Source organism: Spirulina sp. 06S082 (assembly GCF_034932145.1).
Classification (GTDB): Bacteria; Cyanobacteriota; Cyanobacteriia; order Cyanobacteriales; family Spirulinaceae; genus CCY15215.
In genome coordinates this window covers 1-14,828 of record NZ_JAYGHV010000302.1, presented here as the reverse complement: position 1 = coordinate 14,828, position 14,828 = coordinate 1, and the positions used below count along the sequence as shown (strand labels likewise).

Here is a 14,828-nt window from a genome sequence, read left to right as displayed (position 1 = left end):
AGTTCTAAAGCGAGATTAAAATCCATTAATGCAGTTTGCCAATCTTCCAACCTTATCAACGCTTCCCCTCGTTGATTATAGGCTTCAACAAAGCGAGAATTGTCCCGAATTGCCGCATCAAAATAAGCGATCGCACCGCGATAATCTTCTAAACCCATTTGTGCTAATCCAAGGGAATAATAAACTTGACTTTTGCTATTAGTCTGGGGTAAAATTTGATTAAAGTCAGAAACTGCGCCTAAAAAATCTCCCCGTTGCAGTTTTTCCCTGCCGCGATCGAACAATGCCGATAAACTTAATTGAGGAGTTTTTTCCAGGTCGCTAAGAATTTCTAAAGCCTGTTGATAAGCATCATTATCTTTTTGTTGCCGAGATAATTCTGCACCGCGTCTAAAATCGGCGATCGCCTCCTGAATGCGCCCAAATTGTCGATGCAAATAACCGCGATTAAAATAGGCAGTTGCTAGGTTTTCATCGAGTTCAATGGCGCGATTATAATCATCGAGTGCCTCATCATATTGTCGGCTCCAAAATAACGCCGTCCCTCGATAGTTATAGGCTTGAGAATTATTCGGTTCAATGCGAATCACCTCGCTAAAATCGGCAATCGCTTTGGGATAATCTTCTACATGAATCCAAAGTAAACCGCGATGATGATAAGCCTCTGCATTATTGGGATCGGCAAGAATAGCACGATCTAAAGACTCCATTGTACTGGGATCGTAATGGGCAATTTCCCAAGAAGATACGGGCAAATTAGGTGCAGAAATTTGCGCTGTTGGTAGACTTTCCAAAAATGTTGGAGAACCGGATAAACTCGTGGCTAATAGTGCAAGTATTGGCAATTTCATAGTTGATTAACGATCTCTAAAACCTTCGATATTTGCTGAATGTTTCAATGCAACAGACTCTCTCTCTTCTCTTGGCACAATTGTGGTATTGGGAGTGGGTGTCCTCTGATTAAAATACTGATATGTCTCCCTAGAGATTTGTTTAATTAACTCCTGAGCCTGGGGATCATTATATTCTCGTTTAACCATAACAACGATAATATAACGCTTTCCTGTTGGCGTGTCAATTAAACCCGCATCAGCAATTAAAGAACCAATATTCCCTGTTTTATGAGCAATACTTGCTCCTGGTTCTAATCCTTGCGGTAATAACTGTCGATTTTCAACTTGCTTCATAATGTTGAGCAACCGATCGCGCGATCGCAATGACACTAACTTCCCTTGATTGACCATTACTAAAACATTGGCCAGATCGACAGGACTGGTTAAATTTGTGCCGCTAACATCTGGGAGAAGTTCCCTCATGGTTGTGGAGGTTAGCCCCCATTCGAGAAAACGACGATTAAGAGCTTCAATCCCTCCTAAACGTTTGATAATCATGTTAGTTGCCGTATTGTCACTGACAACAATCATTTTTTCCACCGTTTCCTTGGCCGAAAACTTACTACCCACCGGTTGGTATTGCATTCGCCCAGCTTCTCCCACCCTTGACTCTTCATCCATAATTAATGTTTCGTTAAGGCGCACTTGACGAGCATCAATCTCTTGAAAAAAAGCAACCAAAATGGGAGCTTTAATGGTACTCGCCGCAGAAAACTGTTTGATTCCTTGCCAATTAACGTAGGCTTTTGTGTCCAAATCCAGTAAAAATACTCCCAGATCGTAGCGAGGATTTTGCTGGGCGATCGCCTCAATTTTAGTTTTGAGCGGTAGGATTTCCTCCCCTAATGGCACAGATAAAGCAGCAGCTAAGGGATCGAACTCTTTTTCTTCTGGAGATGAAATCGATGCTTGTACCCGATCGATTTGACGGTATGGGGCAATTGTGGCGATCAACGTTCCCGCGATCGCGCCTAACCCGATCCCCAAGATGACAAAGCGGACTCCATACAACAAGAGTAAATAAGAAAAAGAAGGAGAAGAAGCTGACGGCTTCGACACAACGGCAAGAGCAGAAGTATTATTAACCCGCGCTTCCCAACGCTCCTGTGCCGATAATGGCTCCCGTTGACGTGAAGACGAGGGGCGATTTGATGGTTGTCTTCTGGGCAACCCAGCCCGATCGCCTTCTCGCGAGGAATTAAACTCAGTCGGTTGGACTGGAGCAATATCGCGATCGCCTGTTACATTACTACGAGTGCTTCGCAAACGAGAACGATTCGATCGCAATGGGCGCAACCGCTTGGGAAATTCGGGAAACTTACTGGGCTCGAAGGGAGGTGATGCAGGTGGTAACGCCCGATCTCGGTTGTTTTGACTTTGAGCCTTGTGTTTAACTGAATTGAGCGAAGGCAAAGAACGATCTCGAGGGCGCTTTCTCTTTCTGCGAAATGAGTCGTCGGGGGGCATTGATTATTAGTTAGCAATTATTAATTATCAATTATTAATTATTAATTTGCAATTTGCAATTTGCGATAAAATTAGGGAAAAATGCGGATTAAAATTTGTGGCATTACTGAAGCAAAGCAGGGGCGCGCGATCGCGGAATTAGGAGCGACAGCACTCGGATTTATCTGCGCTGAACAATCGCCGCGCTATCTTTCGCCTCGGAACATGAGCGCTATTATCCCACAACTCCCCCCAGACATTGATAAAATCGGCGTTTTTGTCAATACCGATATTGAGGCGATCGCGGCGATCGCGAACACTACAGGGCTTACTGGCGTTCAACTCCACGGCGATGAGTCTCCAGAATTTTGCCTGCAACTGCGCCAACATCTTCCCAAAATAGAATTAATTAAAGCCTTGCGGATCAAAGACCCGACGGATCTCGATCGCGCCAACAATTATTCCTCGGCGATCGATACTCTGCTCCTTGATGCCTATCACCCCCATCAACGGGGAGGAACGGGAAAAACCCTTGATTGGCAACTATTACAAGATTTTCAATCTACAAAGCCTTGGTTTTTAGCGGGAGGACTCGCGCCAGATAATATTCTGGCAGCCCTCAGTCAAATAAACCCTAATGGCATTGACTTATCCAGTGGAGTAGAGCGATCGCCAGGGAATAAAGATTTAAACAAAGTTGCCGAATTGTTTGCCAAATTAAGGAAATGAAGGATCGTTACCGATCGCCACTTCCTTATCCCTCATCTAAAAACTAGGTTGATGGCGAATTAAACTTAAGAACTCTTCGCGAGTTTTTTGTTCATCTTGAAAGACACCAATCATGGCACTTGTCACCGTCCAAGAACCGGGTTTTTGCACGCCGCGCATGGACATACACATATGAGAGGCTTCCATGACAACCGCAACCCCTTGGGGATCTAAAATTTCCTGGATCGCTTCAGCCACTTGGCGAGTTAATCTTTCTTGAACTTGCAGGCGACGCGAATACATTTCTACAATGCGAGCCAATTTACTTAATCCAACCACCTTTTGATTGGGAATATAGGCAACATGAGCGCGTCCCATAAAAGGCAACATATGATGTTCGCAGAGGCTAAAGAAATCAATATCTCGCACCAGTACCATCTCATTGTGTCCCTCGTCAAAAATGGCACCGTTGACGAGCTTTTCTAAAGATTGGTTGTATCCTTGGGTGAGAAATTGCATGGCTTCTGCCACGCGCTTAGGTGTTTTTAGGAGTCCTTCTCGTTCGGGATCTTCTCCTACTCCTTCCAATATTTTTCGCACGGCATCCATCATCTCAACTTTGGCTTCTTCTGAGACGGGGCGAACTTCAGCCGGTTGGCCATTGTGAGTAATGCGATCGGGACAACTTAGCATCTCTCGGTGGGAACTCTGACTCGAAAGATTGTTGCTATTGAAAGTAGAAGAATTAGAAGGGTTAGCCCCGTTAGAAGTAGCAATAGTCATGGTAAAGTTAGGGAAAAATCTGAATAGGGAGGTAGCGCTGGTAAAAAACTCTTAAAAAGCACCACCACTGGGCATTAAGGTAATATCTTCGATCGCCGCCCCATCGGGTAACAAGGCAGTATGAAGAATGGATTGAGCGACAGTTTCTGGGGTCAGCATGGCAGCGCGATCTAAATCGGCGCTCACTGTTTCGGTATCCCAAATGGGAGTGTTTACCGCACCTGGAGAAAATGTAACGACGCGAATACCATTCGGACGTTCTTCAGCCGCTAAGGTTTTTGAGAGAGCTATTAATCCGGCTTTACTGACACTGTAAGCACCCCAACCGGGGAAGGGAGTTTTTCCGGCGATCGAGGCAACATTGATAATTGTGCCTTTGCCGCGATCGCGCATGGAGGGTAAAATACCAACAATAGCTTGGAACACACTTGTGAGATTGAGGTCGAGAACCTGCTGCCAATCTGCTAGAGAAGTTTCACTTAATGTTCCCGTGTAGCCCATACCTGCATTATTAACCAAAATATCAATAGGAGCGAAATCGGCGGCGATCGCCTCTATTTCTGTTCTGACATTCTCGATTTTGGCTAAGTCTACAACGTAGGCTTTAGCTTCAACTCCTAATGCTTGTGCTTCTTCAACAACAGCTTGAAGTTTCTCTCGGGAACGACTGACCAAAGCAACGTCAATTCCGGCTCCGGCAAAAGCTAGAGCAGTCGCCTTCCCAATACCGCTACTCGCACCAGTGATCGCAGCACGATTTTTACTTGATTTGTAATTCATCAAACCTTTACAGCTAAGGCTCTAGAGAAATAGCAAGCTAATTTCTCGAACCAAAAATATTGTAAACAAATGTTACTTTTCTTAGTATAGCAGTTTGAGATTAGTCCTGAATAATCAGGAATTGATTCCCTACTCTCCATTTCCCAAATTAAATTTGCCAATTTGCCGAAATTTTTGGTAGCGCAAATCTTTTCGCTGTTGAGGAGTGAGGGTTAATAGGGTTTCTAGATTCTGTTCTAGCGCTTCTTTGAGAATACCCGCAGCCCCGAGGGGATCGGCATGAGCGCCACTGGAGGGTTCGGGAAGAATAATATCAAGAATGCCCAAATCTTTTAAATCTCGAGCGGTGATTTTCAGGGCTGCTGCCGCTTGAGGGGCTTTTCCCGCATCTTTCCAAAGAATAGCGGCACAGGCTTCAGGGGTAGCGACGGTATAGACGGCGTGTTCAAACATGAGGAGGCGATCGCCAACACCAATACCCAATGCGCCCCCGGATCCTCCTTCACCAATGACAGTACAGAGAATGGGAACATCAAAACTAAACATTTCCCGAAGATTATAGGCGATCGCTTCTCCCTGTCCTAATTCCTCCGCTTCGACTCCTGCCCAAGCACCAGGGGTATCAATAAAGGTTAAAATTGGCATTCGGAAGCGGTTGGCGTGTTCCATTAAACGGATGGCTTTGCGATAGCCTCCTGGGGAAGCCATGCCAAAATTGCGAGCGACATTATCTTTTGTATCTCGGCCTTTTTGGTGTCCCATCATCACCACGGGCATTCCCCCCAAACGCCCTACACCGCCAACTAGGGCAGGGTCGTCATAACCGCCGCGATCGCCGTGGAGTTCGAGCCAATCATCGCTAATGGCTTGAATATAATCCAAAGTCGAGGGGCGACGGGGATGACGGGCGAGTTTGAGCCGTTGGGAAGGACTGAGGGTACTAAAAATTTCCTCTCGTAACTGTTCCGCCTTAGCTTCCAAGTCGCGAATTTCTTGAGAAACATCAACATTATTTTCCCGGGCAAGTTCGCGAATTTGGTCGATCTTCGATTCCAATTCCTTCAGAGGTTTTTCAAAATCCAATAAAAATGGTCGATTCTGTGTTGCGGGCATTATTCAGTTACCAGTTTTCAGTAAATAGGGTTTGAAGCCATGTTTAATAGAGACTGCGCCAATTTTCTCCATTTTTTCGACAGTGATTTGATTGCGTCCCCAAGAGAAATTGGTGTGCCACTTCTCAAATTCCAAGAGCATTCCTTCAGCAAAACAGGCGAATAACTGGCGATCGGGAGAATCCATTTCCACGATTTCCATGATTTTCCAGTCGATATCGAGGGAATGTTCAACAATACCCCCTTTGAGGATATGAACCCCAGGCTGTTGGATTTTTGTATCTAGATTTTTGGGATAGCCCCCATCAATCAATAAACAGGGATTTTTCAGAGGAATTTCCCCAATATCTATGCCTCGAGGCATACTGGCAACCCAAACGACAATATCGGCAAGGGGTAATGCTTCTTCCAGGCTGAGTATTTTTCCTCTTCCCAATTCATTTTGCAGGTTTTGCAAGCGTTCTTGGTTGCGAGCAATTAACAATAGCTCTTGTACATTGGTCTTGCGATCGAGCCAGCGACAAACGCCACTGCCAATGTCTCCTGTTGCCCCACAAACCGCAACCGTTGCTTGAGCAAGGTCAATGCCAATTGCTTGAGATGCTGCTTCCACTTGCCGACAGATAATATAAGCCGTGTGGGTATTTCCGGTGGTGAAGTGGGAAAAATCTAGTTCTACACCGCGCACTTGCTTGTTTTGTTTAAGATTGAAATTCTCGAAAATGATGGAGGAAAATCCACCAAGGGCTGTAATTTCAATATTGTTTTTTTGCGCGCAAGCCATCGCATTGAGAATTTTCCGAATGGCAGTTTTAATACGTTTTTGAGAGAGCATTTCTGGCAGAAAGCACGATTCAACGTATTTTCCTTGAATCGTTTGTCCTGTTATGCTCTTGACAGTAATATCATCGATGATTTGCGGGGGCGCGGAACACCAAAAGTCTAATCCTTGATTGCCATATTCGGGATACCCGAGTTTGTGGGCAACGGCTTGAGCGTGTTCTAGGCTAGTAAGATGACCGATAAGACCAAACATTGATTGCTCGCTATGAAACCTCGTATCGGGCGTTAATCTAAAGTTAAAAAAAAGTAAAGACTTTCTAAGATGGTAGCAAAATTTGGTCGCAAAATAGGGGCGATCGCATCGGATTGCCCCTATTTATGGTTTTTCAAGGGTTTGATTAAGCAGCACTCAAGCCATAAGCAGACATTTTCATGAGTTCGCGGGGGGAGAAGCCGATATTGGCTAGAGCATCACCGTAACTCATCATGAAGTCTTCGATCAGTTCTTCTTTTTCCATGCCGAGAACAAGAGCATCATCAGTGACTTGGTTGAGCATTTTCCAAACGAGGGGCAGGTTTTGCTTGTTGGCTTCCTCGAGTTCTGTTTTGGCTTCTTCAAAATGCGCTTGCAGCCATTTTTCTCCGAAATTGAGGTGGGTGTATTCGTCTTGGACAACTTTTTCCGTAATTTTTTTGGCGAAGTCATCGGCGACGGGGATATATTTATGGTAGGCGGCGATCGCAAAGGCTTCAATAATTAAAGATTGAATCAGGAAGCAGGTGACGAGTTTTCCTTGGGCATAGGCGTTTTGGAAATTGCCGTGGAGTTGAGAAAAATACTCTCTAGCAAAGTCCATATCCGGAGTAACTTTCAGGTTGTTGCCGCAAGCGGTGAACCCTTTTTCATGGCGTTTCTCCATTTTGGCGAGTTTGACTAACTCATCTTTATAGTCGGGTAACAGTTCGCCCATGGAGAGGTAATTGCTGTGGGCTTCTCGCTCCCCTTCAATCACAATGGCATTGATGCGGCTATATGCGTCTTTGTAAGTTTCGCTTGTAAAATCAAATGTCGGACGAACTGCAAGTTCCTGCATTGGTAACGGATCTCCTATTTTTTTCTAAAATTCACCCGATCCTAACGTTGTTGTTGGGGGTGGGGTGTATGTCTCGAGAGACATTTTTCCTGCGCTAGGGACGTAAAACCGAGAAGACTGTGACCCGGATTTTCTTCATCCCTATCTTAATCTGATAGTTTGATACTCTCGCTGTTACACCTAAAAGGATTCACAGGAGATTTTGACTTTATTGGGGGTTTGCCCCAGATTCTATCACAAATTTGTTCCGTCGTGATTCATCTTCTGTTCAATCAACTCGACCTCTTGGGAGGGCTTTTCATTGTCCCTCAGTCTCTGGTTTGTTATTCTCAACCCGATATTTGCGATCGCACTTGTTCATTGGGACAGCATTAAATAAAAATTAAAATGATGAAAATAGAGCTTGATTTTGATTGACAAAAAATACAGAAAATGGTAAAAAAACATAATTTGGCTTTGGCGATCGCTATAAAGTATTATTAAGAAGGAGGATCAAACAATATGGAACAGCACCAAAAAAATGATTTAAAATCAGAATATCTGAAAAAATTAGCTGCTGCTTATCGTGCTACTTATGCAGTTGGAGTCCTAAGCATCTTTCTAGGATTATTGGCGTTATTTGCGAGTTTTTCGAGTGCGGCAATACCCGGTGGTATTATTATTGCCTTTGCAGCCTTTATATTTGGTGCATTTTATTTATTGCTAGGCTTCTTCGTACAACGAAAATCAATAATTGCATTAGGAATTGCAGTTGGATTTATGGGAATCAATGCGATAGCCGGTATTTTTAGTTTATTACAAGGTGGTTCTCCTGTTGGCTTAATTATTCCCACTACATTTCTCAGTCAAACATGGGAAGGCTTTAAAGCTATCAAAAATTTAAAAAGAGACTCTTAGCCTGTATGATAAATAAGGAAAATCAGGAAAAATTAAAGATTGTATGCACTCTCTTTCTATCCCAACGTGGATCGTTCATGTTTCCAGCGTGATCGAATGGATCGTCGCGATTTGGTTAATCTGGCGCTATGGCGAAATCCAAGGCGATCGCGCTTGGAAATGGTTCGCTTTAGCAATGTTACCTGCATTTGTGAGTGCAATGTGTGCTTGTACGTGGCATTTTTTCGAGAATCTTGCCTCTTTGGAGTGGTTGGTGACGCTGCAAGCTGCGACAACAGTTTTGGGGAATAGTACCCTTTGTTTGGCTGCATGGGGATTATGGCGATCGTCTCGTTCAGAAAAATTAGAAGAAAATTAGATTAGAAAAAAATGTTCTCTAAAGATACATTATTTGCGCTTTCTCTCTTTCCTTATTTGGGATTCTTGTGGTTTTTAACGCGATCGCAAAAAGCCCCTCGACTGGCATTGATTGGTTTTTATGTCTTATTAGTTTTTGTCTTTGTCACAATTCCGGCCGGAATTTATGCCAAAATTGCTTACAATCTTCCTCTAGCTGATATAGATTGGCTGCATGGTAGTGCAGAATTATTTTTAACCTTTTCTAATATTTTAGTCGTTCTCGGATTTCGCCAAGCCTTGAAAAATGAATAATTATCAATTCCCTAATCCTCTTTTATCAATTTCGGCGATCGGCAATAGAATTGTATCTTCAATTTCCTGGATTGTTTCATCAGTAATTTTCGGCGTTCTATAGATACACTCAACCAGTAACTTAATTGAATTATAATATTGTTTGAGAATATTTTTTTGTTCCGAGCCAAATTGCCAATCATAACCAATATTCCGGTGTTCAATGATAGCAAGTCTTAAATTTCTCGTCCAAATTTCGCCGTTTTCTTTCCACCATTCTTGATAGTGAATGCGATCGCGATCGATGTCGGGAAGTTGATCGCGAAATCGTTCTAAAGCGTGTTTAAGATCGCCACTAATTTCTATATTACGATCTTCTGTAAAAGTCAGAAACAAATCTAAATCGTGAGCATAAGTTACCAATAAAGAATCCAGAATTAAATCAATAATAAAATCTGGTGCTAACTCATTAATTGTTTGGTGATTAAAAGCATAATCTAAATCTCGATCCAAATTGCAAGCCAAAGAGCGATCGTGAATAGATATCTTTAAACCACGATTTACTGCATGAGAAAAATCAAGAGGATGAGATAATTTCGGATCGAACATTGGATTAATTGCTTGGGAAAAGTAAAAAGCACGAACTGCGGAAACTTTATACGGTGTTTGTACAAAAATAGATTTTTGATGAACCCATGAAAGAAAAATTTGTAATTTTTTGTCCTTGGCAATAATATTATCAATTCTCCATTTTATTTGTAAGACAAAATCATCAACATATTCCATGCTTCCCACTGCAAGAATAAAGAGATCGTTCCAAGTTAAACGATCGAAATGATCTAGCTCTTTTGACAAATTATTGGGTTCAAAATGTTTTAATAAAAATCTGCCAATAAGGTATTCTTGAAGACCAAGATTAGAAAAAGCATAATATTTTTGCGTTCTTTCAACAATAATATAATTGTGCTTTTCGATAATATTTAAAATCTTTCTACTTTTTTTAAGCAAGATTTCTCTCTCTTTTTTCTTGTTTTGAGAAAGAGGATCGGAAAAATAATGTGTAATATAAACACAAATGCGATCGCGTTCAAAAAACAACTCTTTTTTAGTAAATGTCAAGACACTTAGATAATACAATAAATCTAATTTTTGTTCGACTCCAAGTTCTTGCTGAATTAAAGTTAGTTCATCTTCTGCTTCAATATCTTCGATCTCAAAAATCAACTTTAATCCTTGTTCGTATAAGTTGAAAAATCTTGAAGGCAATTTTTTGTTTTCATAAAAAATAGCACAAATTAAATTTAACCAAATAGGATACATAGAAAATTCCAGCATTTTCTTGTTTTCCGGAACTTCTAAATCTAATAAAAATTGGTGAACTATCTTTTTTCCTTGAGAATGAGATTTAGCCAGGGCTTGAAAACAAACTTTTGCGGATTTTTTAATTTGTTCTTGATTAAGTTCAGAAATTTCAACATAGGTAAATGTAGGAAAAGTATAATCTGTAATTTGCGTTCGGCAAGCAATGATAAAACGATTTTTATAATAGTGTTGAGTAAATGCACGTAATTGATATTGTAGATCTCGTCTTTCTTGATAGACAACTTCATCTATGCCATCAAATATAATAAAAAACTGCCCATAATTAAGTAATTGTTCCGTGTGTACGCGATCGTCGAATCCTAAAATATCGTGAATATATTCAGCAATTCCTTTTTTTAAATCTGGTAATTTATGAAATTCCAAAAAAATAGGAATATAATTCTTTTGAAATTTTCCTCGACAACAAGCAACAATCAGAGATTGTAAAAACACAGTTTTTCCAACACCAGAATTACCAAGAACGACGAGTTTTGCATAGTTTGTCACTGCTTGTATTCCGGTCATTTTTTCCATGCGATAACCCAGCCCAAATCTTTCAAAATCTTGGGAGCGATCGCAAATTTTGAGGAATGTTGGTAAATTCAGATACACATCGCGAGGAATTTTGTCAACTTGATAAACATCAAATTCAAAACTCTCACTAGAGACCCATTGACCCGTAACCAGTTGAACTTTGCAATAGGCTTCGAGCATTTTTTCGGAAGCTCTTTTTCTTGCCAAAGGCACGATCGCGCCAATACCGGGTTCGATCGCTTCTTCCGGAGAAGAATCCGGTTCAAAATTCCCAGAAATTGGCGATACTTCGGCAATTTCTTGCCAATTTAACCCTAAAATAGTACAAATTTGTTCAAAATCTTCGCGTTCGAGAGGCTGACCTTGAAGAAAACTATGAATACTAGCGAGGGAAACTTGCAACCCATGAGAATCAAGAATTTTGCCGGCTTTAGCCAACCAAGCTGATTTAGCCCTCTCAATACCTTCCTTCGCCACTTTCAGCAATTGCTGTGCACCTTCTGCCATATTCACGTTTTGAAGTCAATCTAGGTCGGGCTAGATCGGAAATTTTTCACTTTCGCTGCCAATAAATTGTACAACTTTCCCTCGGAAGAGGATCTGCGGTGTGAGAGGGGAAGCGAGACAAGAAAAGGCAACAGAGTTCGATGTCCTCGCCTAGAGAAATCGCTAAAAACTCCCTATTTTTTTCACCCTATCCTTTTTTTTGCCACAATGGAAGAATAGTTTTGAGTGACCGATGACCGATGACTGTAAAAAATAGTCCCCCCGAAACGAAAAATCAATGGCAATCGATCGTGCGAGAATTTGAGCAAGTGCTAGGGAAAGGCTGTGTCGTGCGTCGCAAGGAAGAACTCTTAACTTATGAATGCGATGGTTTAGCGGCCTATCGCCAACGGCCTGCCCTCGTGGTGCTTCCTCGGACGACAAAAGAGGTCGCAGAAGCCGTGAAACTGTGCGATCGCTATAATCTACCTTGGGTGGCACGAGGCTCGGGGACGGGGCTATCTGGGGGCGCATTACCCATCGAAAATGGGGTGGTCATTGTCACGGCAAAAATGAAGCGCATTCTCGAAATTGATTGGGAAAATCGCAGCGCGATCGTGCAACCAGGGGTGATTAATAATTGGGTGACACAAGCGGTAAGCGGTGCGGGGTTTTACTACGCTCCAGATCCCTCCAGTCAAATTATCTGTTCCATTGGGGGCAATGTGGCGGAAAATTCGGGGGGCGTACACTGTCTTAAATATGGTGTTACCACAAATCATGTTTTGGGTTTAAAAATTGTTACTCCTAATGGGTCTATTGTTGATGTTGGCGGGCAAGTTCCAGAAATGCCTGGATATGACTTAACGGGGGTTTTTGTCGGATCGGAAGGCACATTAGGAATTGCGACGGAAATTACCTTAAAAATATTGAAAACTCCCGAATCAATTTGCGTTCTTCTTGCGGATTTTGCCACCATTGAAGCGGCGGGAACTGCGGTGACAGATATTATCGGTGCGGGGATTATTCCTGCGGGAATGGAAATGATGGATAATCTCAGTATTAATGCAGTTGAGGATGTAGTGGCGACTAATTGTTATCCTCGAGATGCGGGGGCGATTTTACTGGTTGAATTGGATGGTTTAGAAGTTGAAGTACAGGGAAATATTCAGCGCGTGGCTAAACTTTGTACTCAAAATGGGGCGCGGGAAATTACCACCGCTACTGATGCCGAAACTCGTCTTAAATTATGGAAAGGAAGAAAAGCTGCTTTTGCGGCGGCGGGTAAAATGAGTCCTAATTATTTCGTACAAGATGGGGTGATTCCTCGCACGAAATTGGCGGCGGTTTTGCGGGAAATTGAGGCATTAAGCGAGCGATCGGGCTATCAAATTGCTAATGTTTTTCATGCGGGAGATGGTAATTTACATCCTTTAATTCTCTACAATGGTGGCGAACCGGGTGCGTTTGCAGCAGTCGAAAAAGTTGGGGAAGAAATTCTCAGATTGTGTGTGGACGCTGGAGGAAGTTTATCAGGAGAACACGGAATTGGGGCGGATAAAAACTGTTATATGCCCCAAATGTTTAATGAAATAGATATAGAATCAATGCAGTATGTTAGAGAAGCCTTTAACCCGAAAGGATTGGCTAATCCGGGGAAATTATTTCCCACCCCTCGCGCTTGTGGAGAACGTGCCAATATGCAACAAATAGCACCAATTAAAGGAGCAGAATTATTTTGAATGACCATTCATTCTTTTGCTAGTACCTTCTCTGAGTCTGTCGGCTGTAGATATGTAACATGAGTTGGGTAGGCAAATTCAATTCCATTCTCAGCAAAGGCTTGAAATAAGGCTAAATTAATATTTTGCTGTATATCCATATAAACGGTGTAGTCGTTATTGTTAACAAAGTAGACAATTTCATAGTTCAAGCTAAAGTCGCCATAGTCTGAAAAATGAACGCGATCGAATGTTGCTTCTGGAATAGAAGTTATAATTTTTTTGATAATTTCAGGAATTGCTTTTAATTCTTCTGGACTTGTTTGATAAACAACGCCAATTTTAAAAACAATCCGTCTTTTTTCCATGCGCTTAAAATTACGGAGTCGAGATGCTGTTAGATCGGCATTAGAAATAATTAATTCTTCTCCCGTTAAACTGGTAAGTCGAGTTGTTTTAATGCCGATATTATCCACTGTTCCCATATAGTCACCAATCACAATAAAATCACCCAACTCAAAGGGACGATCTAATAAAATTGAAAAATAGCTAAACAAGTCTTGTAGTAATCCTTGGGAAGCAAGGGCGATCGCAACTCCACCAATTCCTAAGCTGGCAACGAGAGCAGAAATATCAAAGCCCAAATTATCCAACAAAAAGACAAACCCAACTGCCCATAAAGCAATGCGAATAGCCGGCATAATTGCCCGAAAACTTTGCATTAAATTGGGATTATCTTGACGAACTAAATATAGTCGCAATAGATATTCAGAAATATTGGAAAGTAACTGAATGACAAAAATAGTGGCAATAATCGTTAAAATAGCATCCAAAGTTCTTTCCAGAATGGGATGTAAATTAAGTTTGTCGATCGCCAGATAAATCGTCCCCAGATAGAGAACAGGAATTAAGGCTTTCTCGGAAATGTGGATTAATTTATCGTCAAGAGTTGTGGTAGTTCGCTTTGCCCATCGCTTTAGAGATTGAAGGAAAAAAGCTCGGACTATATTAATAGTTATCAAGCCAATGAGAATAATAGCACAGGCAATGATATAATCAAGAACTTGGTTGTTAAGAAATTCGCGATCGAGAATTTCAACGAACATTAATTTCCTCCTTTAATTGAGCAACAGGTAATAGTTTTTGCAGTAAAGTGGAGATTCTGGTTTCCTTTTCCTGCCAAAAGTGCAAGACAATATTACAATAGATTAAGAAATATTGAGGCCAACCCGTACACGCCATGACCGACGTTTCCACCTCCCGCATTCGTAACTTCTGCATTATTGCCCATATCGATCACGGGAAGTCAACCCTTGCCGATCGCCTCTTGCAGGTGACGGGGACGGTACAGCAGCGCCAAATGAAAGAGCAGTTCCTCGATAGTATGGATTTAGAGCGAGAAAGAGGCATTACCATCAAGCTACAAGCCGCACGGATGAACTATAAAGCTGAAGATGGGGAAGAGTATGTTCTCAATCTTATCGATACGCCTGGTCATGTAGACTTTTCCTATGAGGTATCGCGATCGCTGATTGCCTGTGAAGGAGCTTTATTAGTCGTGGATGCGTCCCAAGGGGTAGAAGCACAAACTCTAGCCAA

At 42.0% G+C, this 14,828-nt stretch carries 17 protein-coding genes; 7 read left to right on the top strand and 10 right to left on the bottom strand.

Annotation, left to right across the window (positions count from 1 at the left end; all coding sequences use genetic code 11):
• Window positions 1-851, bottom strand: an 851-nt coding sequence (locus VB714_RS19230; protein WP_323226283.1) for a tetratricopeptide repeat protein, incomplete at its 3' end; no start/stop codon positions are given.
• Window positions 852-857: 6 nt separating this feature from the next.
• On the bottom strand, window positions 858-2,306 hold the full coding sequence (locus tag VB714_RS19225) for a serine hydrolase (protein ID WP_323226282.1): 1,449 nt from the start codon (window positions 2,304-2,306) through the stop codon (window positions 858-860).
• 135 nt (window positions 2,307-2,441) lie between these two features.
• Between VB714_RS19225 and VB714_RS19220 the strand changes: the two genes are divergently transcribed.
• Window positions 2,442-3,068 (top strand): phosphoribosylanthranilate isomerase, encoded by a 627-nt coding sequence (locus tag VB714_RS19220; protein WP_323226281.1) that lies wholly within the window; start codon window positions 2,442-2,444, stop codon window positions 3,066-3,068.
• 36 nt (window positions 3,069-3,104) lie between these two features.
• On the opposite strand, the gene folE is transcribed toward VB714_RS19220, so the two are convergent.
• The 5 genes from folE to VB714_RS19195 all read right to left on the bottom strand — a co-directional run bounded on the left by folE (window position 3,105) and on the right by VB714_RS19195 (window position 7,599).
• Window positions 3,105-3,830, bottom strand: a complete 726-nt coding sequence (gene folE, locus VB714_RS19215; RefSeq protein WP_416309741.1) for a GTP cyclohydrolase I FolE — start codon at window positions 3,828-3,830, stop codon at window positions 3,105-3,107.
• Window positions 3,831-3,881: 51 nt separating this feature from the next.
• Window positions 3,882-4,610 carry an SDR family oxidoreductase gene (locus VB714_RS19210; protein ID WP_323226280.1) on the bottom strand — a complete coding sequence of 243 codons (729 nt, stop codon included), beginning with the start codon at window positions 4,608-4,610 and terminating at the stop codon, window positions 3,882-3,884.
• Window positions 4,611-4,739: 129 nt separating this feature from the next.
• Window positions 4,740-5,723, bottom strand: a complete 984-nt coding sequence (accA, locus tag VB714_RS19205; RefSeq protein WP_323226279.1) for an acetyl-CoA carboxylase carboxyl transferase subunit alpha — start codon at window positions 5,721-5,723, stop codon at window positions 4,740-4,742.
• A 3-nt stretch (window positions 5,724-5,726) separates the two neighbouring features.
• Window positions 5,727-6,758, bottom strand: a complete 1,032-nt coding sequence (locus VB714_RS19200) for a long-chain acyl-[acyl-carrier-protein] reductase (protein ID WP_323226278.1) — start codon at window positions 6,756-6,758, stop codon at window positions 5,727-5,729.
• A gap of 145 nt (window positions 6,759-6,903) precedes the next feature.
• The gene (locus VB714_RS19195) at window positions 6,904-7,599 is read right to left on the bottom strand and encodes an aldehyde oxygenase (deformylating) (protein WP_323226277.1); all 696 of its coding nucleotides are present in this window, start codon (window positions 7,597-7,599) and stop codon (window positions 6,904-6,906) included.
• Between the two features lie 252 nt (window positions 7,600-7,851).
• On the opposite strand from VB714_RS19195, the gene VB714_RS19190 reads away from it, so the two are divergent.
• The 4 genes from VB714_RS19190 to VB714_RS19175 all read left to right on the top strand — a co-directional run bounded on the left by VB714_RS19190 (window position 7,852) and on the right by VB714_RS19175 (window position 9,147).
• Window positions 7,852-7,974 carry a hypothetical protein gene (locus VB714_RS19190; RefSeq protein ID WP_323226276.1) on the top strand — a complete coding sequence of 41 codons (123 nt, stop codon included), beginning with the start codon at window positions 7,852-7,854 and terminating at the stop codon, window positions 7,972-7,974.
• A 126-nt stretch (window positions 7,975-8,100) separates the two neighbouring features.
• Window positions 8,101-8,496 carry a hypothetical protein gene (locus tag VB714_RS19185; RefSeq protein ID WP_323226275.1) on the top strand — a complete coding sequence of 132 codons (396 nt, stop codon included), beginning with the start codon at window positions 8,101-8,103 and terminating at the stop codon, window positions 8,494-8,496.
• 43 nt (window positions 8,497-8,539) lie between these two features.
• A complete protein-coding gene (locus VB714_RS19180; RefSeq protein WP_323226274.1) occupies window positions 8,540-8,854 on the top strand; it encodes a DUF2499 domain-containing protein in 315 nt (104 codons plus the stop codon).
• A gap of 11 nt (window positions 8,855-8,865) precedes the next feature.
• Complete coding sequence (locus tag VB714_RS19175) at window positions 8,866-9,147, top strand: DUF3593 domain-containing protein (RefSeq protein WP_204102697.1); 282 nt, start codon at window positions 8,866-8,868, stop codon at window positions 9,145-9,147.
• A 3-nt stretch (window positions 9,148-9,150) separates the two neighbouring features.
• Here the strand turns inward: VB714_RS19175 and VB714_RS19170 are convergent, their stop codons facing one another.
• Window positions 9,151-11,529, bottom strand: a complete 2,379-nt coding sequence (locus VB714_RS19170) for an NACHT domain-containing protein (protein ID WP_323226273.1) — start codon at window positions 11,527-11,529, stop codon at window positions 9,151-9,153.
• A gap of 239 nt (window positions 11,530-11,768) precedes the next feature.
• Here VB714_RS19170 and glcD point away from each other — a divergent pair, with 239 nt between their 5' ends.
• Window positions 11,769-13,250 carry a glycolate oxidase subunit GlcD gene (gene glcD / locus VB714_RS19165; protein ID WP_323226272.1) on the top strand — a complete coding sequence of 494 codons (1,482 nt, stop codon included), beginning with the start codon at window positions 11,769-11,771 and terminating at the stop codon, window positions 13,248-13,250.
• 8 nt (window positions 13,251-13,258) lie between these two features.
• Here glcD and VB714_RS19160 read toward each other — a convergent pair whose 3' ends face one another.
• Window positions 13,259-14,335, bottom strand: coding sequence for a mechanosensitive ion channel family protein (locus VB714_RS19160; protein WP_323226271.1), 1,077 nt, complete (start codon window positions 14,333-14,335; stop codon window positions 13,259-13,261).
• On the bottom strand, window positions 14,325-14,471 hold the full coding sequence (locus VB714_RS19155) for a hypothetical protein (protein WP_323226270.1): 147 nt from the start codon (window positions 14,469-14,471) through the stop codon (window positions 14,325-14,327). The genes VB714_RS19160 and VB714_RS19155 overlap by 11 nt, the downstream gene beginning before the upstream one ends.
• On the opposite strand from VB714_RS19155, the gene VB714_RS19150 reads away from it, so the two are divergent.
• Window positions 14,470-14,828, top strand: a 359-nt coding sequence (locus tag VB714_RS19150) for a GTP-binding protein (protein ID WP_323226269.1), incomplete at its 3' end; no start/stop codon positions are given. The genes VB714_RS19155 and VB714_RS19150 overlap by 2 nt on opposite strands.

Bases quoted from the DNA above. Each gene is read 5' to 3' on its own strand.
- VB714_RS19200 (WP_323226278.1), bottom strand. From the start codon at position 6,758: ATGTTTGGTCTTATCGGTCATCTTACTAGCCTAGAACACGCTCAAGCC.
- VB714_RS19180 (WP_323226274.1), top strand. From the start codon at position 8,540: ATGCACTCTCTTTCTATCCCAACGTGGATCGTTCATGTTTCCAGCGTG.
- VB714_RS19175 (WP_204102697.1), top strand. From the start codon at position 8,866: ATGTTCTCTAAAGATACATTATTTGCGCTTTCTCTCTTTCCTTATTTG.
- VB714_RS19195 (WP_323226277.1), bottom strand. From the start codon at position 7,599: ATGCAGGAACTTGCAGTTCGTCCGACATTTGATTTTACAAGCGAAACT.
- VB714_RS19155 (WP_323226270.1), bottom strand. From the start codon at position 14,471: ATGGCGTGTACGGGTTGGCCTCAATATTTCTTAATCTATTGTAATATT.
- VB714_RS19220 (WP_323226281.1), top strand. From the start codon at position 2,442: ATGCGGATTAAAATTTGTGGCATTACTGAAGCAAAGCAGGGGCGCGCG.
- folE (WP_416309741.1), bottom strand. From the start codon at position 3,830: ATGACTATTGCTACTTCTAACGGGGCTAACCCTTCTAATTCTTCTACT.
- VB714_RS19210 (WP_323226280.1), bottom strand. From the start codon at position 4,610: ATGAATTACAAATCAAGTAAAAATCGTGCTGCGATCACTGGTGCGAGT.
- glcD (WP_323226272.1), top strand. From the start codon at position 11,769: ATGACTGTAAAAAATAGTCCCCCCGAAACGAAAAATCAATGGCAATCG.
- accA (WP_323226279.1), bottom strand. From the start codon at position 5,723: ATGCCCGCAACACAGAATCGACCATTTTTATTGGATTTTGAAAAACCT.
- VB714_RS19170 (WP_323226273.1), bottom strand. From the start codon at position 11,529: ATGGCAGAAGGTGCACAGCAATTGCTGAAAGTGGCGAAGGAAGGTATT.
- VB714_RS19160 (WP_323226271.1), bottom strand. From the start codon at position 14,335: ATGTTCGTTGAAATTCTCGATCGCGAATTTCTTAACAACCAAGTTCTT.
- VB714_RS19185 (WP_323226275.1), top strand. From the start codon at position 8,101: ATGGAACAGCACCAAAAAAATGATTTAAAATCAGAATATCTGAAAAAA.